Origin of the sequence: Parageobacillus toebii NBRC 107807 (assembly GCF_003688615.2) — a bacterium.
In the GTDB taxonomy this organism is placed as follows: Bacteria; Bacillota; Bacilli; order Bacillales; family Anoxybacillaceae; genus Parageobacillus_B; species Parageobacillus_B toebii.
Genome location: NZ_CP049703.1, coordinates 2,454,469 through 2,477,052, shown reverse-complemented (window position 1 = coordinate 2,477,052; position 22,584 = coordinate 2,454,469). Strand labels below are relative to the sequence as shown.

The following is a 22,584-nucleotide window of genomic DNA, read 5'->3' as shown; positions in this document are numbered from 1 at the left end:
AATATTCACCTAGCACTAAGAAGTTCTTAAAAGAAAAAACGCCTCCTCGATCGAAGTGACATCTTTCTTCAACAAAACATCCATGATACCATCATAACACGTCTAAATAGAAATATTCTGTCACTTCCCCTTCATTTTGTAGCATAACATGCGTTAGAGAGAATAAAAAGCTTATATAGATTCAGATTAATTTTCCGACATAACTATCTGTCCAATGCGTTGGAGCACTTTTTCTGGAAATTGAGTGAGATGCTCCAAGAACGAAACAATCGATTCCCGCAACTCTTTTCGATTGGCATGAAACCGATTGGCAATCACGCTCTCTTTCAGCCATCCCCAAATCCGTTCGACCAAATTTAAATTCGGTGAATACGGAGGTAAGAATATCAAAGTCAACCGTTCTTCGTGCTCATGTAGAAAAGGCTGAAGAATTTTGGCACGATGAATTTTTGCGTTATCCAAGACCATCACGACATGTTTATCCGGATACTGGTCCAATGTGTATTGAAGAAATTGCAGAAAAGCCTGTGCATTGCATTGATTGGTTTCCATACAGTGAAATTCCCCCGTTTTGATATTCACACCGCCTAATAAGCTAACGGTTGCGTGATGTCCATACGTAGGGATTTGTTTTTGACGCCCTTTAACACTCCATGTGGCCCGTAGAGTTTGGTAATCCCGAATATGGCTTTCATCTTCATAGATTATGACCATGTTGTCGGACAAGTTTTTTTTATGAGTTCCATCTCCTGTTGAAACTCTTTTTGTTTTTGTGGATTGGCCCGTTTGAGGGTATACGTAGGGTGTGTATAGCGAAATCCCCATCGATGAAGCATATCACCAATACCGCCACGGGACATGGTGACAGAAAATTTCTCTTCTAACACATGTTGAATAATCCGGGTATTCCAGCCCGTTTCAATGCCGTATCCTTCATCGGCAGGAGTGCTTTCTTCCAGCATTTTTTTTAATTCCCGTTCTTCTTCTGGAGATAGATACGGCTTTCTGCCCGGGGCGTATCGACGTTCTAATAACGCATCCATCCCACCTTGATTAAACTTTTGCACGTAAATCGAAACGGTCTCACGGTGGAGATTCAAGAGCTCAGCGACTTGGATCCCCAAATAGCCTTGCATAATCAGACGAATGACTGCAATTCGTTTTGCCATGTTCGCCTTTTTCATTTTGCGTTCCTGTTCTTGAAGGCGTTCGATCGTCCAACCATGATCGTTTGTAATTTGTAATCCTTTTTTCCTCATTCTTCTTCCGCTCCTTTGATTTACTCATTTAGGAGCAGTATAGACAAGGATGCAGGTTGATTAAACATGTCGGAATTTCAAACTGGATTTATATAGATCCAATTCAGTTGGGACTTTTATTTAATGGAATAAAAGCCTCCTTGTTTATCAAGGAGGTTTTCTTGTTTTATAGAGTTCTAGTGAGTGTAGACATAATACCTACTATTTCAAACGTTTGTTTACCGTTGATAATGGGGGGTTGTCCGTTTCTATTTTGAATTTTTTTCATACTATAAACCAAAGCTGCAGCAACCATTTCATAACGAAACATAACCAATCATGGTCTGCAGCTAAGTTCCTATTAAAAAAAGAAGGTGGTGAGGAAGTGCAGCCTTTTTAATGTTTTTCCGTGAAGCTTTTGAAGCTTCGATGTTATGTTCGATTTTGGCTACCTATCTCATTCTAATCGGACAGCGTGATCGTATCCGGGATATTTGGACAGGCGTATTTGCAGCCATCGTTGCATCACTCATCGCTGGTGTTGCAATTTACTCGACGGTTCATAATTACGAAGGCACCCCTCTGGAATTGCAAATTGAAGGTATATCCTATTTTCTTGCGTTTGGTATGCTAACGTACATGGCAGTCTCGATGAAAAAGAACGGAAATCTAGAAGAAGAACTCGAATCAAGGATAGATTCAGCAATCAAAACAGGATCGAAATTTGCTATTGTAGGTTTTACCTTTTTGGCAGTGTTCCGAGAAGGGCTTGAGATGGTCGTGTTTATGGTTCCGTTAACGTCAATAACCGATCCGGTCCTAAATATAGTACTCGGTGTATTAGGGATTATATCAGGAAGTGTAACTGGGTATTTAATCTATGTACTTGGGAAAAAGATCAATGTAAAATACTTTTTCAATCTCTCCACTTTTTTACTTGTCATATTTGCTGCGGGATTTTTAGTAAGCGGAATCGGGGAATTTCAGCAACTCGGTTGGCTGCCATTCGGCAATGAAACCTTATGGGATACAAGTTCAATCTTGAGCAGTGAAAGTACAGTGGGGAACCTGTTGCACGCATTAGTAGGCTACACCGATAAGCCAACAAGTTTACAAGTGATCAGTTATGTTGTTTATTTAGCCTTAATTGGAATTTCGTCAGTAGTTCGGAAACGGACATAACAAGCAACTTGGCCGTTTGATTACACTTCATGTTCCCAGCTAATTTATCAATATCGGAGTCAAACGATAAGAGAAATGGAAAAAGCCGATTTTTCCTCAACGAAGGGAAAATCGGCTTGTATTATTATCTTTTCGCCTCTAAATGCCTATTAATAACTTCTGGTTAATGAAATGAATTATTTTTTAGCACTACCTATACTTTTTATTCCACAAACTACATCGGCGGCTCTTCTTTGTACACTTCAATTCTCATAAAACCCCTTCTCACGATACGATAAAACTTTGATTCACTGATCTCATTTCGTTATAGGCTTCATAATCGTATGGTTCATTAATTGATCAATTAAATCTCTCTTGATAAATTTTTTAATATAGTTATAATAATTTAAAAGGCTTGGTATGAATAATGTTTCAACTAAACCGCCCTTTCATTGAAATAAGAAAATCAACGACACTCTTTAATAATCGAGCATTTAAAATAAAAAACGCCACCCCGACCGGAGTGACATTCTGTCTCAACATTTCCACGATACCATCATAACACGTCTAAGCAAAAATATTCTGTCATTTTTTATATTCATTTGTTCATTAAATTTATTTCCTCAATTTGTGCTTTCAGCTCTTTTATATATTCATTGTTCTCGTTCACATAATTTTCCAACATCTTCCCAAGGTATTGAAGCCCATTTACAGCATCACTAAAAAACCCGTCTCTAACAAGCTCGTATAAACTATAAAACTTTCGCACTTTGTTGTCGTGTAAATATACTTTCTCTGGATGATTCTTCTGGATATTAAACACAATAACTTCATTTTCTTTCCGATCATATCCTATATATAGGACCGAGTGGAGAACGAATTTTTATAGTTGGATGTGTAAAAACAAGACCTTTTTTAACATACCAACTATAAATAGGCTTTAATTTTTCTAGCATGCTTTTAAGTAATCCTAGTTGTTCGTCCAGTAAATCTTCAATTTCTCTACTAGTAGTTTCATGCTCTTTATATTGTTGTTCCAATTTTTGTAACAAGTCTTCTACGTTGATATTTAAATCCATATATCACACCCCCTTTATGATGAGTTCATCAGAAAAGATCTTGTTTTAATGAACATCAAATAGGTAAATGAACACGGAAATCGTTTCTCTCGCCATACAATATATTAATGAAAATTTACTACAGTTTGTTTGTTTAATCACCCATGCTTTTTATCTTTTTTAGGATTTTAATGCTCACATGATTTGAACGCTATTTTGTTTCTTTATTTATCTACTCGTCTATTCATAGGGTTGTATCTAAAATATAACGGGGAAGAAAATGGACGAGCATGTCGTCATATCTTTTACATAACACTAAAGAAGGAGGGTATGAGATAATGACATCAATTGAACTTTTCGCATGGATATTATCAGCAATCTTAGGGATTAGCTTTATTATTTCTTTAGCGGCAGTAGCAAAAAAACCAAGGTACATTGCTGAAACGGAACATAAAAGGATTCATCCCACCGAAAAGGAAAGATAACCATAATAACGAAATATAACGCTATACTCGAACCACTTTTCCTTCTCACCAATGTAACTTAGTTACTCTTGTGTTTCTAACTTCGGAGTGAAACCATCCAAGAAAACGAGCAGCTTCATTCCAAAACTTCAAAAAGAACTGCCGCCTTCGGTTTTACGAGAATTTATTTAAAGCTTCTTTTTGAAACTTTGTTCATTCCACTTGCCCACTCAAAGCTCTGGCGATTTGCGCCAGCATAAACGCATCACAGACGTTATCGCTCGCCACTGTGCTCAAATCCCCAGAGAACCATTTATCTTTTTTGCATTACCTTTACCGGTTGTAAATTTTTTTACCGAAGACGTTGAAACCTCGCGGCAGCTAAATTAAATCCTGCCTGAAGAAGCTTAGATCGGAGTATCCAATCAGTTTCGTACTGAACACTGACGGCAGATCCCTTTGAATCGTAAAAAACTCTCGATGAAAAAACATCTTTTTCTGCATGTATTCCTAACTCTTTTAGCAATATCCGTGAATCTGTGTAGGGCCCGGCCCTTTTCTCTATCCGATTATTTCCTGCCAATATAGTTGCGTACACCACTTTCTCGCCGTATCATTTTATATAAATTCATACATAGAAAAGGGGGGCTCGCCATTGACAAAACAGCTGCCGCCAGGCCAATTTGAAACGGAAAAATGGCCGATTCTCCATGATGGGGATGTTTATCAATTTGATGAATCAACATGGGAATTCCGCTTATTTGGGGATGTAAAAGAAGAAGTCTCTCTTTCCTATCAGCAAGTAATGGAACTGCCAAAAACAATCTCGACGATCGATATGCATTGTGTGACGACATGGTCGAAATTTGATACAACATTTGAAGGGATTGCCTTTCGCGAGTTTTTGCGCTTTGTTGAACTGGCCCCAGATGTGAAATACGTGAAAATTTACGGCTATTTAAAAGGAGACCGCTTCGGCTATTCGGCGAACTTGCCGCTCGAGGCGCTGATGGGCGATGACGCGCTATTTGTGTACCGCTGGAAAGACAAACGTCATGACTGGCAGGATATTTCCCCAAAACATGGCTATCCGCTCCGCTTTATTCCACCTGCATCGTTTTATTTATGGAAAGGAACGAAATGGGCATCTGGAATCCAGTTCATGAAAAAAGACGAGCCGGGATATTGGGAACAACGCGGCTTCTCGATGACCGCCAATCCGTTTAAGGAAGAGCGCTTTGCCGATTCAAACGATATGTAAAACTTTTTTGAAAAGTTCATTGTATTCACTCCTAAAAAACGAGAGTTTCTTTTTTAGAGTTCCTCTCAGCTTGCCGACAAAGTCGACAAGCTGAGAGAGAGTCTTTTCTAAGACAATCTCTTTTTATTTTTTGCACTCTTCATACACGGAAGAAACGGGCACACAATGATTTTCTTTTACTGCCATGTTGCCCATTCTCAACCTTTACATTGTCCTTTTTATACACTCTATCCAGTTTTTCATTATTGTCTTGGCATCATTCGAGGTTTTTACTTTTTTGCATTTAGCACATATTTTCATTAGAAAACCTATTTAATTTAATGTGTATATGGCTGTTTAAAGGTGGTTCTTGCATTCCTTTGGTTGAAAATTCAGGTAATTGGGATAAGAAGTCGAAAAATTCTAATTTCCCTTTCTTGATATTTGCGAATATTAAGAAGCAGAAAAAAATAACTTTAGCGTGGTTATTTAATAAGAGGCTGCCTCAAGAGGTCGATTCAACGGCCTTTTGAGGCAGCCTCGCTGCATATATGCACTATGCATGATTCGTTGCCGCTTGTTTTTGCATCCACTGGTGCAAACGGACAAACAATAGCATAAATACAATCGTGATCATCGTGCCTTTTACCGCGTTAAACGGCAAGATAGCCGAAACAACCAATGCCCTTGTTTCCGGCGCGCTCATCGCCGGTGCGCCTAGAAAGATCGTATACGCCGGCAGAAACACATAATAATTTAATACACTCATCATCACCGCCATGACAACTGTACCAATGACTAAACCAGCCAGCATTCCTTTTTTTGATTTTGTTTTATGATATACGTAATATGTCGGCAAAATAAACGTAATCCCGGCCATAAAGTTGGCGATATGACCGACCGGAACGCCGGTAGGACTGCCGACCATGAAATAATTCAACACATTTTTCAGCAATTCAACGGACACTCCCGCCAGCGGTCCGTACAGAATCGCGGCGATCAATGCAGGAATGTCGCTGAAATCCACCAATAGAAAGTTTGGAAATGGCGGAAGCGGAAAGTTTAACAGCATCAGTAAATACGAGATGGCACTAAACACTCCAATTAAGACAAGCGCGCGGATATTCATTTTTCTCATGTCGATTCTCCTCTCCTTCTCGTGATCCATCCTCACAAGAAGAAGGCTGCCAACTTTGAGCGTCAAATAAAAAACCCTTAAGTGTTCACACTTAAGGGAGAAAAAGGGTATGCTCAAATAGACGTTCGATCGCGCAACATTCGAACGCCGGCAAACCTTCATCTTCTCCCATCCAGACTATACTGTCGGCTCCGGAATTGCACCGGATCGTGCCTATGCGGCTCGCGGGCTGAGAAGCAAATTGCTTCATCACCGCCGGTCGGGAATTTCACCCTGCCCCGAAGATGAATCGTATTATATTTTTTAATATTATTATATAATTTCTTTATGCGTTATGTCTATCATCAATGCAGTGCATATGAATGCTCTTTTTTCTCACACCAACATGATTTTTCATTTTTATGATAAAATAAAGAAGGAAAAAGATAGTAAATAATAAGGAGCTGACTATCATGAAAAACGAAATCATTGAACGTTTTACGAAGTATGTTCAAGTTGACACCCAGTCTGACCCGAACAGTGATACTTGTCCCTCCACTCCGGGTCAATGGACGCTAGCGAAAATGCTAGTAGAAGAATTAAAAGCAATCGGCATGGAAGAAGTAACAATAGACGAAAACGGCTATATCATGGCAACATTGCCCGCAAATACCGATAAAGATGTGCCAACCATTGGCTTTTTAGCCCATATGGATACGGCTCCCGAATTTACCGGCGCCAATGTAAAACCGCAAATTGTCGAAAACTACGATGGCAATGATATCATATTAAATGAGGCGCTACATATTGTGCTTTCGCCGAAAGATTTTCCGGAACTTGCAAACTACAAAGGCCATACATTAATCACCACCGACGGCACGACGCTGCTTGGCGCGGACAATAAAGCGGGAATCGCGGAAATTATGACGGCGATGGCCTACTTAATCCAACATCCGGAAATTAAACACGGAAAAGTGCGCGTCGCGTTTACACCGGATGAAGAAATCGGCAGAGGGCCGCATAAGTTTGACGTCGCTAAGTTCGGTGCTAAATATGCGTACACAGTCGATGGCGGTCCGCTTGGCGAATTAGAGTATGAAAGCTTTAACGCCGCGGAGGCAAAAATCAAATTTAAAGGAAAAAATGTTCATCCAGGCACCGCCAAAGGCAAAATGATTAACTCGATGAAAATCGCGATGGAATTTCACGCACAGATTCCTGCCAACGAAGCGCCGGAACATACGGAAGGCTACGAAGGATTTTATCATTTGCTTTCCTTCCAAGGAAATGTCGAAGAAACAGCGCTTCATTACATTATCCGCGACTTTGACCGCGAACAATTTGAAGCGCGTAAAGCAAAAATGCGGGAAATCGCGGCAAAACTGCAAGAAAAATACGGAAAAGAGCGAATCGCGATCGAAATAAAAGACCAATATTATAACATGAGAGAAAAAATCGAACCGGTCCGCGAAGTTGTCGATATCGCCTATGAAGCGATGAAAAACTTAAATATTGAACCGAAAATTTCGCCGATCCGCGGCGGCACGGACGGATCGCAGCTTTCGTACATGGGGCTGCCGACGCCAAACATTTTCACGGGCGGCGAAAACTTCCACGGCCGCTATGAATACATTTCCGTCGACAACATGATCAAAGCAACAAACGTCATTATTGAAATTATTAAGCTGTTCGAGCAAAAAGCGTAATATAAAAGCTGGTTCCAACGGCGCTTTGGAACCAGCTTTTTCATATTTAGCGAAGCTGTTGAATGCGGCCTTCGATTTGGGCATCAAATGGCTGCGGAAGCTGTTGAATATAATGGATGAGCGCCTCTAAATCGACTGGTCCTACTTCGCGGCTTTTCCCTTCCGTAAATACCGTGAAGTTATCTCCTCCATCAGCTAGGAAGCTGTTTGCTGTAACGGTGTATTCCGCATTTGGATCGAGTTTTGCGCCGTTTGGCAAATAAATATCGACGACTTTGTCACCTATTGGTTTGCTTGCGTCCCAAGTATATATAAGACCAGAAATTTGCAGCATGCGTGTTTGATTCGACTGCCATTGTTGGTTCAATAGCTTACGAATTTGCTCGCCCGTGAGCGTCATTTTTACGAGCTGATTGCTAAATGGCTGTACGTTATACAGCTCTCCCCATGTCACTTCTCCTTGTTCAATATTGGCGCGAATGCCGCCAGAATTCATAAAGGCGAAGTCTGTTTTCATCGCTGTCCGTTGCGCATCGGCAATCAAATTTCCTAACGCTGATTCCCCACTTGCATTTTGCTCAGTGCTAATCGTCGTTTTTGCCGTACCGATGACTTGGTTAATAATTGGAGATACCTTTGCTTCATATTTGTCAATGAATTTCGTAATCTTTGGATCAGGTTTGATGCTATCTTGATAGGTAGTCACAATTTCTGCTTTTTTCGCAACAACGTCTTTTGTCCGCCGATCAATTGTTAAATCCACATCCGAAAAAGCAGTTCCATAAGAATATGATTGAACAAGCAGTTTGCCGTCCACTTCGGCGTTTAAATACGCATGATTATGACCCGCAAAAATAACATCGACTTCATCATCCACTGTTTTCGCGATGTCTACAATTTCTCCACTCGCGTTGGAACCATCTTTATTAGAAACCCCTGGATTATGCGCAAGGACAACGATTGCGCGCACCCCCCGCCGTTTTAGTTGTTTCACCGCCTCGTTAATCGCCTCCGCTTCATCCGTGAATGCAACCCCAGCCACACCGCTTGGAATGACGATGCTTGGTGTATCCGATAAAGTTACTCCGATAAAACCAATCGGTATTCCTTTCACTTTTTTAATAACATAAGGCGGAAGAATCGGTTTGCCTGTCTTTTTATCTATTACATTCGCGCTTACGTATGGAAAATCCGCGCCACGAAAATAGCCGGTTTTTGGATGTGTTCCGCCATTAATGAGGCGAAGCATTTCGTCGACCCCTTCATCAAATTCGTGGTTTCCGAGTGTTCCTACATCAAAACCTAGTTTATTTAAAAATTCTATCGTTGGCTCATCCTGCAGCAGTGCCGATACAGGTGAACTTGCTCCAACGGCATCCCCTGCATGGACAAGAAGCGTATTTTTATTTTCCCTTTCCCGTTGTTTTAAATACGCAGCTAAATAATCTGCTCGCCCAGCCGCTCTTCCTCCAACGTTTCTTGTTACATCAAGCTGTCCGTGAAAGTCGTTAATTCCTAGCAATTGTACATCGATGTAACGATATGAATAGGAATTCGTCTGCTGCTTTTTCCCTAGATGGCCAGGTTGCCCAGCCGCAAATACACTTGCTGAAGACAGAGCAGCGGACAAGGCAAGCGCAGATACAGTCGTTTTAACCAGTTTGGATGAAAGTTTCATATTCATAACTCCTTTCCTCGTTTTCCTGTCATTATCATAGATTTCGTTTCATAGTAATAATAGAGCCAAAATACTTATTTTCTTCTAAAAATATTGTAAATTTTATATAAATTTTTATATGGAGATTTTCTACCAGGTACCGTCAAGAATTTTGTGTAATGTAAGATAGATAGGGTATCTCTGAAATGGATTTGGAATGGATAGGGAACCGGTTTCCTTCACACAGGAGACTGAATATTCAGTCTCCTGTGTGGAAAGGGAGAATTCCCTTATTTTGTTTATTTACAACATTTGGTTAACAATAACGTTCCTCAAACATTCGCTCGAGGGCTTCTTGCGCTTCGGCAAATCCTCGTAACTTTCTTCCTGCCCATTTCTCATTAAAATATTGAATGGTCAAATACACGACTTTTTCCGCGGCTTCTAAACTGCTCAAACTGTTCATCGGTTTTAGGCGTTTCCGAATTTCCTTGATCGTTCGTTCGATGGCATTGGTCGTATAAATCACACTTCGAATACTGCTTGGATCATCCATAAATGTAAGGAGGACATCCAACTCATTGGCCAAAGATTGGACTTCCCTTGGGTACTCACGAGAGCATTTGGATTGAAACTGTTGAAACATCTTCAATGCGATTTCTTTATTCGGAGAACGATAAATGAGTTTCAGATCCTCCGCCATTTCGAATTGGTCTTTTTTCCGAACACGATTTAGGGTGCTGCGGACTTTGTGCACGACACAACGCTGCACATCCGCTTTCGGATAAACGGCCCGAAAAAAGCTTCCTCCAGCCCCGGAAGACCATCAAATACGCCCAGAAGCACTTCCTTGACGCCTCTTTAGTAGAGGTGTTGAAGAATTTCCTGCCATACATAGGCGCTTTCTTGTCCTCCCACAAAGAAATCAAGAATTTCGCGATATCCTTCTTCGTTCACCCCTAACACCACATAAATGACTTCTTTCTCCACGGTTTCGCAACGAAGTTTTACGTATAAACCATCCAAATATAAGACGGAATAACGCTTGTGCAGTGGACGAGCGTGCCATTTCTCGATGTCTTCCTTCACTACATCGGTAATACGGTTGATCGTCGCAGGAGAATAGGCATTGCCTAAAATTCGTTCCATAAACTTGCCAATTTCACGCGTGCTCATGCCACTTTGATACATCCTGATGATAGCTTCCTCAGCCGGTGTGGCGTTGGTAAGGAGCGAACAATTGGGTTTGAAATTCTCCGTTTCGGTCTCTAGGGACCAAAAGACCTTCCATCCGGCCATATTGCGTATCTAGATTTCGTTGATAGTAGCCATTTCTCATATTGGATGTGTCCGCTTGTTCGATTTCGAGGAAATTCTTGATTTCTTCCCGCATGATCAGTTCTAATTTTTCCTTTACAAACTGACGAATGACACTTTCCAGTTGATTTGCCCAGTCGACATTCGGTATACTTCTTTTAGACATAGGTAGGGTACTCCTTTCTCTGGAATGTGTTGTGGTCCAAATCAGGGAATACCCTACCTTTTTTCTTTTGGTCTAGCAAAATGCTTTACACAAAATTTTATACATCATCTGTAGTTATGAGCAGCTAGGTATCTCTTTTCCCAAGGAAAATAAACTTCAAACAGGGGATTTTTTTATAAAGTTAATAACAAAAATTTCTCATAGAGTTTATTCGTTTCCTCTCTCCTATCCTACTAAACAGAGAAATTCTTCTCCATTATCCCCTCGTTGCTATACAAACAATGAATAAAAAACAAACAATTAATGGAAAAACGCCGTATAATGGCGATCATCCACGTAAAAACTAGTGTTGTGTATCAAAAGGAGGTGTCTCTAATGGAACGATATGAACAATTCAACAAAAGCTTCATCAACGGCGAATGGATCGATGGACTTAGCAAACGGACATATGATAACTTAAACCCGTATGACAATTCCGTTATTACAACCATTCGTCTGGCAACGAAAACGCAGCTTGCCGAAGCGTTTGACGTCGCCAAACAAGCACAAAAAGAATGGGCGAAAACATCCCAAGAAGAGAAAAAGGAAGTGCTCCGTAAAGCGGCGGAATATTTACGTTCCAATCGGGATGCAATTATTGATATGATCGCCCGCGAAACAGGTGGCAGCATCATTAAGGCGAACGTAGAAGTCGATCTATCGATTGGACTTGTCGAAGAAGCAATCAACATGGTGGATGAATTGACAAAAGTGAGGGAAGTCCCGTCAGAAACAGAAGGGAAAATCAACCGGATTTATCGCCTGCCATTAGGGGTCATCACGTCGATTTCTCCGTTTAACTTTCCGATGAATTTGTCGATGAGAACGATCGCCCCAGCGATTGCGTTAGGAAATAGCGTCGTACATAAGCCGGATATCCAAACATGCTTAACAGGCGGCTCCATCATCGCAAGAGCCTTTGAATATGCTGGATTGCCAAAAGGAGTTTTAAACGTCGTTCTCACCGATATCGATGAAATCGGCGACGATATGTTAACGAATCCGAATTCACAGCTTATTAGTTTTACTGGTTCGACTGCTGTCGGCAAACATATCGGAGCGATTGCGGGCGGAATGTTAAAACGCGTCGCGCTAGAGCTTGGCGGTAACAACCCGTTTATCGTTCTTGCTGATGCCAATGTGGACCGTGCCGTTGACGCAGCAATATTCGGCAAGTTTATCCATCAAGGGCAAATTTGTATGATTATTAACCGCATCATTGTCCATAAAAACCATTATGATGAATTTGTCGAAAAATTCGTCGAACGGGCGAAAAAACTTCCGTATGGCGACCCGCGTGATCCGAAAACGATCATCGGTCCGCTGATTAACGAAAAACAAATCGAAAAAGCATTGGCGATCATTGAAGAAGCGAAAAAAGAAGGCGCCAAAATGGCGCTCGAAGGAAAGCGAATCGGCAACATTTTAACGCCGACTGTATTTGTCGATGTCGATAATAACAGCAAACTTGCACAAACCGAATTGTTCTCCCCAATCGCGACCATTATTAAAGCCGAATCCGATGACGAGGCGATCGCGATGGCGAACGATACCGAATACGGTTTAAGTTCAGCGATTTTCACCGAAGATTTAAGCGAAGGCGAACAATTGGCCTTACAAATTGAAAGTGGTATGACACATATTAACGATCAAACGGTCAATGATAGCCCAACCGTTCCGTTTGGCGGCACAAAAGCCAGCGGTATCGGACGGTTCGGAAACCCGTGGATTGTGGAAGAGTTTACGGTGACAAAATGGGTATCGATTCAAAAAGAGTATCGCCGCTATCCGTTTTAGTAATCAAAGAAAAAAGGGGGGCTGACCGTAAAGCAGAAATGCTTTCAAATCAGCTCCTTTTTACATTTCGCCTGCACACACTCATACGGTTTTTCGTCCGTTTTAAGGCGTGCAAACAGAAAGGCGGCCGCATTGGTCGTTTTTCCTTGTTGTTGCGAAAAAATCGTCAAGGTGACGTTATTCATGCCGATAATAAACGATAAAATCGTATAAATGACCGTACTTGCCACTGCGACCGCCGCAAGGGAATTTTCTCCTATCAAATTGCCACCCCAAAAACTATCGATAAATTGATAGGAAACTTGCAATAAGTTCGTAAACATAATAGGGAACCAAAAAGCGATCAGCTGTTTAGGAATATTACCTTTTGTCAAATCGTATTGCCGCGTCATTTCCCAGTCACTTTACTTCCATTGGAATCCCCCCTTGGTTGCCCAAGGGGGTATCGTTATGCCTTTGTCCATGTAGATTGCAGCTGAACGCCTGCCGCCTTTAACGTCGTATAAACAGGACAACGCGAATCGGTGATGCGCTGTAATTCTTCAATCCGCTCCTGTGATTCATTTGTTTTTACTTTGGCGTGAATCGTGACTTGTTGGAAATACGGTTTTACGCTTGGGTCACCCATGAATCCCCGCGGGTCTATTGTTCCTTTGATGTCAAATTCAATTCCTTGTAAATCAAAATTTAGCTCTTTTGCCACCATGTTTGCTACGACATTTTCACAGCCGGCGAGCGCACTTAACAATGTCGAAAGCGGATCCGGACCTGCATCTTGACCGCCCATTGCTGGCGGTTCGTCGATCGTTATCGTATGTTGTCTAGAGCGGACTACCGTTTGCATTCCTTTTGAGCTTCCTGTCACATGAAACGTCATTTGATTTTTCATTTTTGTCCCTCCTTGTTTTTTTACAAATGTTTTTTCCCCTTCACACCATTAATCGAGTAGCTTGCCGTAATGTTGGCATTTAACGAATGGGATACAGAACAGTACTTCTCTTTCGACAATTGAATAGCGCGGACGACTTTGTCTTCTGGCAAATCCCCTTCTAACACATAATGAATGTGAATATCCGTAAACCGTTTTGGATGATCGTCTGCACGGGTTCCTTCCACTTCTATATAAAACGATCGAACTTCAAGCCGCATTTTTGTCAAGATTGATATAATATCAATTCCCGTACATCCGGCAAGCCCGTGTAAAATTAATTCCATCGGTCTCGCCCCGGAATCTTGTCCCCCTGCTTCTTTGGAAGCATCAATCGGAATTTGCACTCCTGATGCGCTCATCCCTGTAAACGACATTTGCCCGTTCCACGTTACTTTCGTTTTCATTTCTTTTCTTCCTCCTCTTTCAGTTCCAGCGATAAAATAACCATGTTATCATCTAGTTTACTTTGCCAAAAAAATAAATGCAAAAAAAATACCTTCCGTTGATATGTTCTATTTTCCTTCTAGCGTTTTTTTTCATGCATGGTAAAATAAAAACATGCACAAATTTGATAAGTAAAGGGTGTAGAGAGGTTGATGGAAAAAGCACTCATTTTGATCACAGCTTACCTTCTCGGATCGATTCCGTTTGCGCTCCTTGTCGGAAAAATAGGATACGGAATCGATATTCGCGAGCATGGCAGCGGAAATCTAGGAGGGACAAATACATTTCGCGTCCTTGGCGTAAAAGCAGGAATGATCGTCACATGCGGAGATATGCTAAAAGGGACGCTGGCGGCAAGCCTGCCTGTATTGTTCTCCGTGCACATACATCCGCTGTTAGCAGGAGTGTGCGCTGTCATCGGACATACATATCCGATTTTTGCCAAATTCCGCGGCGGGAAAGCGGTCGCAACATCGGCAGGTGTGATGCTGTTTTATTCACCGTTTTTGTTCGTTTCGCTTCTTACTGTCTTTTTCATTGTTTTATATATTTCCAAGTATGTTTCGTTATCTTCGATGTTAGCCGGGGTATATGCCGTTATTTATACCATCTTTTTTACTGATGACATTCCACTAATGATCGCAGTATCGTTATTAACGGCGTTTATCTTTTACCGCCACCGCGCGAATATAAAACGCATTGTCAACAAAACGGAACCAAAAATCAAGTGGCTGGGCAGAAAATAAACGATCTTATTATTTTGAGCAGCAAGAAAGGAGTTGGATCATTGAAATTACCAAGCGAATTCATCGAAAAAATGGAGAGGCTTTTGGAAGATGAAGCTTCTCGTTTTTTTTCCACCTATCATGAAGAAAAAGCAAACGGGTTGCGATTCAATCCATTGAAAATCGACCGCGAGACGTTTTTAACGCTCGTCCCGTTTGCACTTTCCCCCGTTCCGTTTTGCCCAACTGGTTTTTATTATGACGCACACGAACAACCTGGAAAGCATCCGTATCACGCGGCAGGGCTCTATTATATCCAAGAGCCGAGCGCGATGTTTGTAGCTGAAGTGTTAAAGCCTAATCCAGGGGAGTTTGTTCTTGACCTTTGCGCCGCACCTGGCGGAAAAACGACGCAGCTTGCGGCAATGATGAAAAATCAAGGACTGATTATCGCCAATGAAATTCATCCGAAGCGCGTCAAAGCACTATCGGAAAATATCGAGCGGTTTGGGATTACAAACACGCTTGTTACGAATGAAACACCGGAAAAGCTCGCGAAATATTTCCCTGGTTTTTTTGACAAAATCTTAGTAGATGCTCCATGCTCGGGGGAAGGCATGTTTCGAAAAGACGAAGAAGCTGTACAATTTTGGAGCCAAGCGCACGTCGAACAATGCGCCATCAAACAGCGGCATATTTTAGATTGTGCATACGAGATGTTAAAAGAAGGCGGCATTCTCGTCTATTCCACTTGCACGTTTTCTCCGGAAGAAAACGAACAGACCATAGAAGCTTTTTTACAAACCTATGATGATCTTGAATTGCTGTCGATTGAAAAAGTTCATGGCATTCAGCCGGGAAGACGGGAATGGACGAACACGAACTTCGAGGAAATGGAGAGAACGGCTCGGCTATGGCCGCATTCGTTAAAAGGGGAAGGCCATTTTGTCGCGAAAATAAAAAAAACAGGCCCGTCCCCTTCATGGAATGGACGCTATGCCAAGCCAAACGCCTCCAAACAAATGGTTCGCGAGTATCGGCAGTTTGAACAAGAAGTATTGCAAACAGAAATCGAAAAACCGATGTATGCCTTTCAACACCATCTATTCGCCCTACCTGACCACTGCCCGAATTTCGATGGCCTGAAAGTCGTGCGGGCAGGTCTTCACTTAGGAGAAGCGAAAAAGCAGCGGTTTGAGCCGAACCATGCACTTGCCTTATCGCTAAAGCCGCAAGACGTTCGTTACTCCCTTGACTTGTCAAGCGACAGCGTAGAATGTCTAAAATATTTGCGCGGAGAAACGATTCAGACGGGAGAAGACCGCGGCTGGCTGCTTGTGACCGTTGATGGTTATCCGCTCGGGTGGGGAAAAGAAGTAAAAGGTATGGTGAAAAACTTTTATCCGAAAGGACTGCGAATCAACTAATAAATAGGGGCGCGCTCACAAGCGGCCCTTATTGTTTTGCCGATGTCGGAATCGTCAGCGTAAATACAATTTCATCCTTTGCCAAATCAATTTTCCGAGCGGAAACTTGATAACCGTTGCCGAAACGAATATCAGTAAGCGCCACATACACGCGGTTAACCTTCGGATCAATGATCACTTCATCTGGCAATGGCGCGTGTTTTCGTAAATATCTTAACACGTACGTGACCGGAAGCTCCCAATCGCCCAGCGATATTTCCGGACTTTCTAGCACTACATTTCCGCCTTTAACCACTTTCGGAATAAAAGAAACGACGAGGTCCATCTCCCGGCCAAATACAGGGAGCTTGCTTGCCACATACACTCGATCATCAAGCCAAACTCGATATTGCACGGGATGGTCTTTTGCTTTTTTACGAATATAATCATTGATCACCGTATTCAAATGTTCTTTGTTCGAATATACCGTAAACGTGGCTCCTTTTACTTTTTTCGGAGACGGCACCGATATCGGTTTAGCCGGCTGAAACAACCAAACAGCAAAAAGCATCACAACAGCAATATCCAATACCACCAATGTCCAAAACCATTTTTTCCAATTCATTGTTCCAAACTCCCTAACCACATTTCTTCGTGTTGCTGCAATTGTTCATACACACGTCTTGCGATTAATTCATACCCTACTTCATTTGGATGAAACTGGTCGCTATATAACACATCATCCCGGCCATCAAACAAATCTTTCACATTGACAAAAATCGTCCGATCATAGCGCGCCAACACCGCTTTGCTCCCATTATTCCATAGCTTGATAACATCGTTGATTTCCGGAATATTTGGAAGCAAGTTAGAAAATGGATTGTATAAGCCGACAAGAACAATAGTAGCATGTTGGTTATATGTGCGAATCATTGCCAAAAGATGATCCAACCGCTCGGCAAATCGTTTTTGTTCCTTCTCAAACAAAGTGTACGATAAATCAAAAAAATGGGAGCGAACAATTTTCATCATGTCATTGCCGCCGATGGTGATGAAAATAAGATCCGCCTGTCGGACTTCGTTTGCGTGCTCATGGACAACATCATCAAGCTTGGAAATCCGTAACCCTCGCTTTCCAAAATTGATGACCGAGAGCGTTCGCACCCCTTTATGCTGTAATAATTGTTGGCGCAACCGAGAAACATATCCGCCTTTTTGTTCATGATCCCCTACTCCCTCTGTTAGCGAATCGCCAAGAGCGAGCACGCGAATATCTTTTGGAAAAAAATCATTAGCAACCGTACGCGGTGTCAGCTTTATTTGCCGTTCAGGCAAGCTGGCAGCGTTGATTGCCTGCTCGGAAGAACAGCCCGCGCAATAGAGCAACAATAAAAAAATCAATCCCCATTTTTTCATTATTCTACACCTGCCTTACCTTGTAAACACACATGAAGAAAACACGAAAAGGCAAAAATGTAGATACATTTTTGCCTTTTATGACGATTGCAAAATCTCAATATGCTCTAAAATTTTTTCATACGGAACATCTTGCACCCCACTATAAGTTTGGACAATCGTACCGTTTTGGTCAACAAGATAAAACTCTGTTCCATGGATCACTTGATCCTCGTTTTTCGGTTTTTTTACAATCGTTTTAAAGTTTTTCTCGGCAAATTTCTCAATTTCTTGCTGGCTGTATCCTGTAAGCAAATGCCAATTTGATAAATCACCGTTAAACTTTTTCACATACTCTTTTAACTTTTCCGGTGTATCTACTTCCGGATCAACACTAAATGAGACAAATTCAACATCAAGCCCTTTTTCTTTCGCCTTTTTTTGCAACTTAGCCATATTGGCAGTCATTGGCGGACAAACAGTCTCACAATTGGTAAAAATAAAGTCGGCAACCCATACTTTTCCTTTTAAATCTTTTAAACCGAATGGCTTCCCATTTTGATCCGTATACGTAAAATCATCAACCGGCCAATTTTTTGCATCAGGAATGGTTTTTCCGCATGCAGCAAGAAGTACGATGACAAGTAGAACGACGAATCGCTTCATCTTTCCTTTCACCTTTCTCTTCACCTGTTTTCTTCTATTCTGCATAATACATAAGGCCAATGGCGCCCGGTCCGGTATGGATCGAAATCACCGGCGTTGTTGCGACAATATCGATGGAATGATATCCAGTCGCTTCCATGATCGATTGTTTCAGCCGTTCTGCTAATGCGAGCGCATCGGCATGGACGATCCCAACAGCCCGAATCGTTTTATTCGATATATCTTCTTTAAATTGATTTGTCAAATATTTGATGATTTGTGAATAACTGCGCGCTTTCGCAATCGGTGTATACATTCCATCGACAAGCGCTGCAATCGGTTTAATGTTTAAAAGCGAACCGATCAATGCTCTTCCACGGCCAATACGACCGCCTTTTACGAGGTTGTCTAATGTATCGACTGTGACGTACAATCGCGTACAGCGACGGACGTCGCGCAGACGGTTTACAATTTCCTCCACACTTTTCCCCAGTCTTGCCTGTTGCGCTGCTTCCAACACTTGAAATCCCAGGGCAAGCGAAATAAACTCCGAATCTACCACTGTCACATTTGCTTCCGCTAATGTCGCGGCATACTGCGCGGAGCGAACAGTGCCGCTTAGCTCACCAGCCATATGGATCGAGATAATATCGCTTCCATCTTCACCAAGGCGGTTATAGATTTCGAGAAACTCGCCGACAGAAGGTTGAGAGCTTTTTGGCAATTCCTCTGCTTCTTTCATTTTTTCCATAAACTCATCCGGGGTGATCGTTACGCGGTCGATAAACGCTTCCTCACCAATCGTAAAGCTGAGTGGGACTACCTCAATCCCATGCTCTTGCAACACCTCTTTCGGCAAATCGACCGTTGAATCTGTTACAACTTTCACGTTCTTCATAAATTCACTCCCAATATTTAAGCCATATGTACAATTATACAATGAAAAGAGGAAAATTCCTATAAAAATCTAGAATGTCCTGAAGAAAAGTGAATCTTTTTTTCATAAAGGGGGTGAACTGCATAAAAAGAGATAAAACCAAAAAAGCGATGGAATTTTCCACGTCTATTCATTTTATTATCATATCAACAATATGTGTGGAAAGTTTGAAAAAATATCGAAAGACATATGAACTTATGTGCGACAGTCACAAAATGGCAATGACTAAATAAAAAGTTGTTTTGCCGAAGCAAAACAACTTTTTTAGGTTTAAGCATTGTTTTTTAAAACATCGGCCTTAAAAATTTGCTCATAAACAGGCCATTTTAATACTTTTTTCAAATATTCCCGAAACGAGTAAACAGAACGAGCATTACGGGATCGATATACTTTGGCAATAAACGTTTCTAAGCGCAATTGAATCATAAATCGGTACGTGTTATCTTCCTCCAATACAGGAATTTCGATAATCTTCACCTTCTGCCCATAAGCATTTTTGAACTCTAGGCTTTTGAATAGCAAAATATCAATCCTCTTTTTCACCGATTTACTTTTATTATACACCAAATCGGTAAAAAAGCATGTCAGAAATGTGCGAAATATTTACGACTTTTTTCGTGTTTTTTCACTAAATGAGTAAATGGAATAAGTTTGGATTTTTATTCACTTCTTGAAACGGAAACCCTTTTTTCTTCATGCGCTCAATGAGCGGCTCGTAATCTTCGCGGCGTTTTAATTCAATGCCGACCAACGCCGGACCGTTTTCTTTGTTATTTTTCTTTGTGTATTCAAAACGAGTAATATCATCGGTAGGCCCTAATACTTCATCTAAAAATTCGCGAAGCGCGCCGGCACGCTGTGGAAAATTGACGATAAAATAATGCTGCAGTCCTTCATAAATCATCGAACGCTCTTTAATTTCCTGCATTCGATCAATGTCATTGTTTCCTCCGCTGACAATACAGACAACCGTTTTCCCACGGATTTTGTCTTTGTAAAAATCAAGTGCTGCAATCGGAAGCGCCCCCGCCGGTTCAACGACAATTGCATTTTCGTTATATAGCTCTAAGATCGTTGTGCATACTTTTCCTTCCGGTACGACAACAATATCGTCAATGATTTCTTTACAAAGCGCATACGTTTTTTCGCCAACCGTTTTCACTGCCGCTCCATCCACAAATTTATCAATCTCTTCTAATGTCACAACATGCCCTTGCTCGAGGGCAGCTTTCATCGATGGTGCACCTTCTGGTTCCACGCCAATAATTTTTGTAGCTGGAGAAATGCTTTTCACATATGTACCAATCCCCGACATCAATCCGCCACCGCCGATGCTCGCAAACACAAAATCAATCGGCTCTTCACAGTCGTTCAACACTTCTACACCGATCGTTCCTTGTCCGGCAATGACATATTCATCATCAAACGGATGAATAAATGTGCGTCCTTCTTTTTTGGCACACTCTATTGCTTCGTTAAATGAATCATCAAACGTATCGCCTACTAAAACAATGTCGACCATATCTTTTCCGAACAGCTGTACTTGCGATACTTTTTGTCTCGGCGTTGTCGCCGGCATGTACACCTTTCCATGCACGCCTAGCGCCCGACATGAATACGCTACTCCTTGCGCATGGTTGCCTGCACTAGCGCAGACAATGCCGTTTTTCCGTTCTTCTTCGCTTAAATGTTTCATCCGGTTGTATGCGCCACGAATTTTGAATGAGCGTACGACTTGTAAATCTTCGCGCTTCAAATACACGTTACATTCGTAACGTTCCGATAATAACGGATTTTTTTGCAGCGGAGTATGGTGTACAACATCTTTTAACGTATGATAAGCGATTAAAATATCTTCAACATAAACGGTCCCTTGTTTTCGTTTAAGTTGTTGTTCCATGTTTTCGTTCCCTTTCTTTCTAAGTTGTCTTTTTAATTTGTAAATTATAGCACAAATTTTTAAAAAGGAAAGGGAATTTTCAAAAAGTTTACAAAAAATATTTCTCCCCATTTTTTTCTTGTTTATGATCATGCCATTTGAGTAGAATAAAATTAATCTTTGGCGTGCTTTTTTACGTATAACATAAAAGACGACCCTCTTACGTGCGGTCGTCTTTCTCCTGATCATATTCCTCAGCAAACTCCGTCGCCCACCTTCCTTCGTCATACCACCGATACGCTTGTTCTTTTCTTTCCTCATCAAGCACACGGTTTTCCATAAACAGATGAAAAAACGCTTCGATCGCACCGATTGCCAGCGCGCAATAAAACGAAGCGTACGCCATATTGACAGTCGGTTCAATCAGTGCGTAGCTAGTAAGCCAAATAAGCAAAAACGCAAGCGGAACATCAGCAATCGCTGCTGCCAAATTGCCAAAGCGCGGCAGAATAAATAGATCACCGATGAGATAAGAAACTACAGCGGTTCCTGCCGCCATGAACAAAACCAGCAGCGGCGGGGCGTTAAAAATCGTAAAAATAGAAAGCAGCACTACACTCCACCCAATAAATTTAATCGCCAATGGAACGATATGCTTCATCGTATTCCTCCATTTCCATCATCTTTTACTGTTATCGTTCCTTTTTTATGCTGCTTCTATTCGATTGAAAAGAAAAACGTGTTCCGCCGAAAAGCGAAACACGTTAACGTTTGCGTTCATAAACGATAAACGCATAATCATATGGATTTTTTTCATCTTTTATTCCTTTCGTATAGGAAACGAGCCGCCACTCTGACTCTTCAAAATCCGGATAAAACGTATCACCCGGAAAATTCGCCTCAATTTTCGTTATGTAGAGACGGTCGGCAAACGGCAATGTCGCTTGAAACAATTCCGCACCGCCAATGACAAACACTTCATCATCGCGCTTAGCGGCAAACTGACGAATCGCTTCGATCGAATGGATCACCGTACATCCTTCTGCCTGAAACGACCGATTCCGCGTCACAATGACATTTTCTCTTCCCGGAAGCGGCCGCCCGATGGATTCAAACGTTTTGCGCCCCATAATAATGGCATGGCCCATCGTTACTTTTTTAAAATACGCTAAATCAGCAGGCAAATGCCATGGCAGGCGGTTGTCTTTGCCAATGACACGGTTTTGATCCATGGCGACAATATGTGAAATCATTCTATCTCT

General features: G+C 41.7%; 20 protein-coding genes, 3 pseudogenes and 1 riboswitch. Of the genes and pseudogenes, 7 read left to right on the top strand and 16 right to left on the bottom strand.

What is annotated here, in order from left to right:
• Positions 1-186: 186 nt before the first annotated feature.
• A pseudogene (locus tag DER53_RS12595) lies at positions 187-1,136 on the bottom strand (IS630 family transposase).
• 501 nt (positions 1,137-1,637) lie between these two features.
• Between DER53_RS12595 and DER53_RS12590 the strand changes: the two are divergent.
• The gene (locus tag DER53_RS12590; RefSeq protein ID WP_062754111.1) at positions 1,638-2,420 is read left to right on the top strand and encodes an FTR1 family iron permease; all 783 of its coding nucleotides are present in this window, start codon (positions 1,638-1,640) and stop codon (positions 2,418-2,420) included.
• A gap of 824 nt (positions 2,421-3,244) precedes the next feature.
• Here DER53_RS12590 and DER53_RS12585 read toward each other — a convergent pair.
• Positions 3,245-3,478 carry a hypothetical protein gene (locus DER53_RS12585; protein WP_062754115.1) on the bottom strand — a complete coding sequence of 78 codons (234 nt, stop codon included), beginning with the start codon at positions 3,476-3,478 and terminating at the stop codon, positions 3,245-3,247.
• A 317-nt stretch (positions 3,479-3,795) separates the two neighbouring features.
• Here DER53_RS12585 and DER53_RS12580 point away from each other — a divergent pair, with 317 nt between their 5' ends.
• Together DER53_RS12580 and DER53_RS12575 are read left to right on the top strand one after the other, a co-directional pair.
• Entirely contained in the window at positions 3,796-3,942 is a 147-nt protein-coding gene (locus DER53_RS12580) for a hypothetical protein (RefSeq protein ID WP_167317829.1), read from the top strand.
• Between the two features lie 634 nt (positions 3,943-4,576).
• Complete coding sequence (locus DER53_RS12575; RefSeq protein WP_062754117.1) at positions 4,577-5,182, top strand: molybdopterin-dependent oxidoreductase; 606 nt, start codon at positions 4,577-4,579, stop codon at positions 5,180-5,182.
• Positions 5,183-5,717: 535 nt separating this feature from the next.
• On the opposite strand, the gene DER53_RS12570 is transcribed toward DER53_RS12575, so the two are convergent.
• Positions 5,718-6,299, bottom strand: a complete 582-nt coding sequence (locus DER53_RS12570; RefSeq protein ID WP_062754119.1) for an ECF transporter S component — start codon at positions 6,297-6,299, stop codon at positions 5,718-5,720.
• Between the two features lie 156 nt (positions 6,300-6,455).
• Positions 6,456-6,589: riboswitch (FMN riboswitch) on the bottom strand.
• A 162-nt stretch (positions 6,590-6,751) separates the two neighbouring features.
• On the opposite strand from DER53_RS12570, the gene pepT reads away from it, so the two are divergent.
• The gene (gene pepT / locus DER53_RS12565) at positions 6,752-7,984 is read left to right on the top strand and encodes a peptidase T (RefSeq protein ID WP_062754120.1); all 1,233 of its coding nucleotides are present in this window, start codon (positions 6,752-6,754) and stop codon (positions 7,982-7,984) included.
• A 46-nt stretch (positions 7,985-8,030) separates the two neighbouring features.
• Here pepT and DER53_RS12560 read toward each other — a convergent pair whose 3' ends face one another.
• Together DER53_RS12560 and DER53_RS12555 are read right to left on the bottom strand one after the other, a co-directional pair.
• The gene (locus DER53_RS12560; RefSeq protein ID WP_062754121.1) at positions 8,031-9,662 is read right to left on the bottom strand and encodes a bifunctional metallophosphatase/5'-nucleotidase; all 1,632 of its coding nucleotides are present in this window, start codon (positions 9,660-9,662) and stop codon (positions 8,031-8,033) included.
• 295 nt (positions 9,663-9,957) lie between these two features.
• Positions 9,958-11,124 (bottom strand): annotated as a pseudogene (locus tag DER53_RS12555) (IS256 family transposase).
• A gap of 375 nt (positions 11,125-11,499) precedes the next feature.
• On the opposite strand from DER53_RS12555, the gene DER53_RS12550 reads away from it, so the two are divergent.
• On the top strand, positions 11,500-12,960 hold the full coding sequence (locus tag DER53_RS12550; protein WP_062678644.1) for an aldehyde dehydrogenase family protein: 1,461 nt from the start codon (positions 11,500-11,502) through the stop codon (positions 12,958-12,960).
• 131 nt (positions 12,961-13,091) lie between these two features.
• On the opposite strand, the pseudogene DER53_RS12545 reads toward DER53_RS12550, so the two are convergent.
• The 3 genes and pseudogenes from DER53_RS12545 to DER53_RS12535 all read right to left on the bottom strand — a co-directional run.
• Positions 13,092-13,352, bottom strand: a pseudogene (locus DER53_RS12545) (MATE family efflux transporter); the annotation flags it as partial.
• 56 nt (positions 13,353-13,408) lie between these two features.
• On the bottom strand, positions 13,409-13,849 hold the full coding sequence (locus DER53_RS12540; protein WP_062754125.1) for an OsmC family protein: 441 nt from the start codon (positions 13,847-13,849) through the stop codon (positions 13,409-13,411).
• Between the two features lie 20 nt (positions 13,850-13,869).
• Positions 13,870-14,295 carry an OsmC family protein gene (locus tag DER53_RS12535; RefSeq protein WP_062754127.1) on the bottom strand — a complete coding sequence of 142 codons (426 nt, stop codon included), beginning with the start codon at positions 14,293-14,295 and terminating at the stop codon, positions 13,870-13,872.
• Positions 14,296-14,487: 192 nt separating this feature from the next.
• Here DER53_RS12535 and plsY point away from each other — a divergent pair, with 192 nt between their 5' ends.
• A complete protein-coding gene (gene plsY / locus DER53_RS12530; protein ID WP_015863843.1) occupies positions 14,488-15,081 on the top strand; it encodes a glycerol-3-phosphate 1-O-acyltransferase PlsY in 594 nt (197 codons plus the stop codon).
• Positions 15,082-15,122: 41 nt separating this feature from the next.
• Complete coding sequence (locus DER53_RS12525) at positions 15,123-16,487, top strand: RsmF rRNA methyltransferase first C-terminal domain-containing protein (RefSeq protein WP_062678647.1); 1,365 nt, start codon at positions 15,123-15,125, stop codon at positions 16,485-16,487.
• A 28-nt stretch (positions 16,488-16,515) separates the two neighbouring features.
• On the opposite strand, the gene DER53_RS12520 is transcribed toward DER53_RS12525, so the two are convergent.
• From DER53_RS12520 to DER53_RS12485, 8 genes are all read right to left on the bottom strand, one after another.
• Complete coding sequence (locus tag DER53_RS12520) at positions 16,516-17,091, bottom strand: YpmS family protein (protein ID WP_015863841.1); 576 nt, start codon at positions 17,089-17,091, stop codon at positions 16,516-16,518.
• On the bottom strand, positions 17,088-17,882 hold the full coding sequence (locus DER53_RS12515; RefSeq protein ID WP_062754128.1) for an SGNH/GDSL hydrolase family protein: 795 nt from the start codon (positions 17,880-17,882) through the stop codon (positions 17,088-17,090). Before DER53_RS12515 ends, DER53_RS12520 begins: the two co-directional genes overlap by 4 nt.
• A gap of 78 nt (positions 17,883-17,960) precedes the next feature.
• Positions 17,961-18,527 carry an SCO family protein gene (locus tag DER53_RS12510; RefSeq protein WP_062754376.1) on the bottom strand — a complete coding sequence of 189 codons (567 nt, stop codon included), beginning with the start codon at positions 18,525-18,527 and terminating at the stop codon, positions 17,961-17,963.
• 34 nt (positions 18,528-18,561) lie between these two features.
• Positions 18,562-19,404 (bottom strand): DegV family protein, encoded by an 843-nt coding sequence (locus DER53_RS12505; protein WP_062754130.1) that lies wholly within the window; start codon positions 19,402-19,404, stop codon positions 18,562-18,564.
• A 309-nt stretch (positions 19,405-19,713) separates the two neighbouring features.
• Entirely contained in the window at positions 19,714-19,965 is a 252-nt protein-coding gene (locus DER53_RS12500) for a YpmP family protein (protein WP_062754133.1), read from the bottom strand.
• Between the two features lie 106 nt (positions 19,966-20,071).
• Entirely contained in the window at positions 20,072-21,343 is a 1,272-nt protein-coding gene (gene ilvA, locus DER53_RS12495; RefSeq protein WP_015863836.1) for a threonine ammonia-lyase IlvA, read from the bottom strand.
• A 199-nt stretch (positions 21,344-21,542) separates the two neighbouring features.
• The gene (locus tag DER53_RS12490; RefSeq protein WP_062754134.1) at positions 21,543-21,983 is read right to left on the bottom strand and encodes a YndM family protein; all 441 of its coding nucleotides are present in this window, start codon (positions 21,981-21,983) and stop codon (positions 21,543-21,545) included.
• Between the two features lie 103 nt (positions 21,984-22,086).
• Entirely contained in the window at positions 22,087-22,575 is a 489-nt protein-coding gene (locus tag DER53_RS12485) for a dihydrofolate reductase (RefSeq protein ID WP_015863834.1), read from the bottom strand.
• Positions 22,576-22,584: the final 9 nt, after the last annotated feature.

Coding starts and splice junctions, on each gene's coding strand:
- DER53_RS12590 (WP_062754111.1), top strand. CDS start 1,638: ATGTTTTTCCGTGAAGCTTTTGAAGCTTCGATGTTATGTTCGATTTTG.
- DER53_RS12585 (WP_062754115.1), bottom strand. CDS start 3,478: ATGGATTTAAATATCAACGTAGAAGACTTGTTACAAAAATTGGAACAA.
- DER53_RS12580 (WP_167317829.1), top strand. CDS start 3,796: ATGACATCAATTGAACTTTTCGCATGGATATTATCAGCAATCTTAGGG.
- DER53_RS12570 (WP_062754119.1), bottom strand. CDS start 6,299: ATGAGAAAAATGAATATCCGCGCGCTTGTCTTAATTGGAGTGTTTAGT.
- pepT (WP_062754120.1), top strand. CDS start 6,752: ATGAAAAACGAAATCATTGAACGTTTTACGAAGTATGTTCAAGTTGAC.
- DER53_RS12560 (WP_062754121.1), bottom strand. CDS start 9,662: ATGAAACTTTCATCCAAACTGGTTAAAACGACTGTATCTGCGCTTGCC.
- DER53_RS12550 (WP_062678644.1), top strand. CDS start 11,500: ATGGAACGATATGAACAATTCAACAAAAGCTTCATCAACGGCGAATGG.
- DER53_RS12540 (WP_062754125.1), bottom strand. CDS start 13,849: ATGAAAAATCAAATGACGTTTCATGTGACAGGAAGCTCAAAAGGAATG.
- DER53_RS12535 (WP_062754127.1), bottom strand. CDS start 14,295: ATGAAAACGAAAGTAACGTGGAACGGGCAAATGTCGTTTACAGGGATG.
- plsY (WP_015863843.1), top strand. CDS start 14,488: ATGGAAAAAGCACTCATTTTGATCACAGCTTACCTTCTCGGATCGATT.
- DER53_RS12520 (WP_015863841.1), bottom strand. CDS start 17,091: ATGAATTGGAAAAAATGGTTTTGGACATTGGTGGTATTGGATATTGCT.
- DER53_RS12515 (WP_062754128.1), bottom strand. CDS start 17,882: ATGAAAAAATGGGGATTGATTTTTTTATTGTTGCTCTATTGCGCGGGC.
- DER53_RS12510 (WP_062754376.1), bottom strand. CDS start 18,527: ATGAAGCGATTCGTCGTTCTACTTGTCATCGTACTTCTTGCTGCATGC.
- DER53_RS12505 (WP_062754130.1), bottom strand. CDS start 19,404: ATGAAGAACGTGAAAGTTGTAACAGATTCAACGGTCGATTTGCCGAAA.
- ilvA (WP_015863836.1), bottom strand. CDS start 21,343: ATGGAACAACAACTTAAACGAAAACAAGGGACCGTTTATGTTGAAGAT.
- DER53_RS12490 (WP_062754134.1), bottom strand. CDS start 21,983: ATGAAGCATATCGTTCCATTGGCGATTAAATTTATTGGGTGGAGTGTA.
- DER53_RS12485 (WP_015863834.1), bottom strand. CDS start 22,575: ATGATTTCACATATTGTCGCCATGGATCAAAACCGTGTCATTGGCAAA.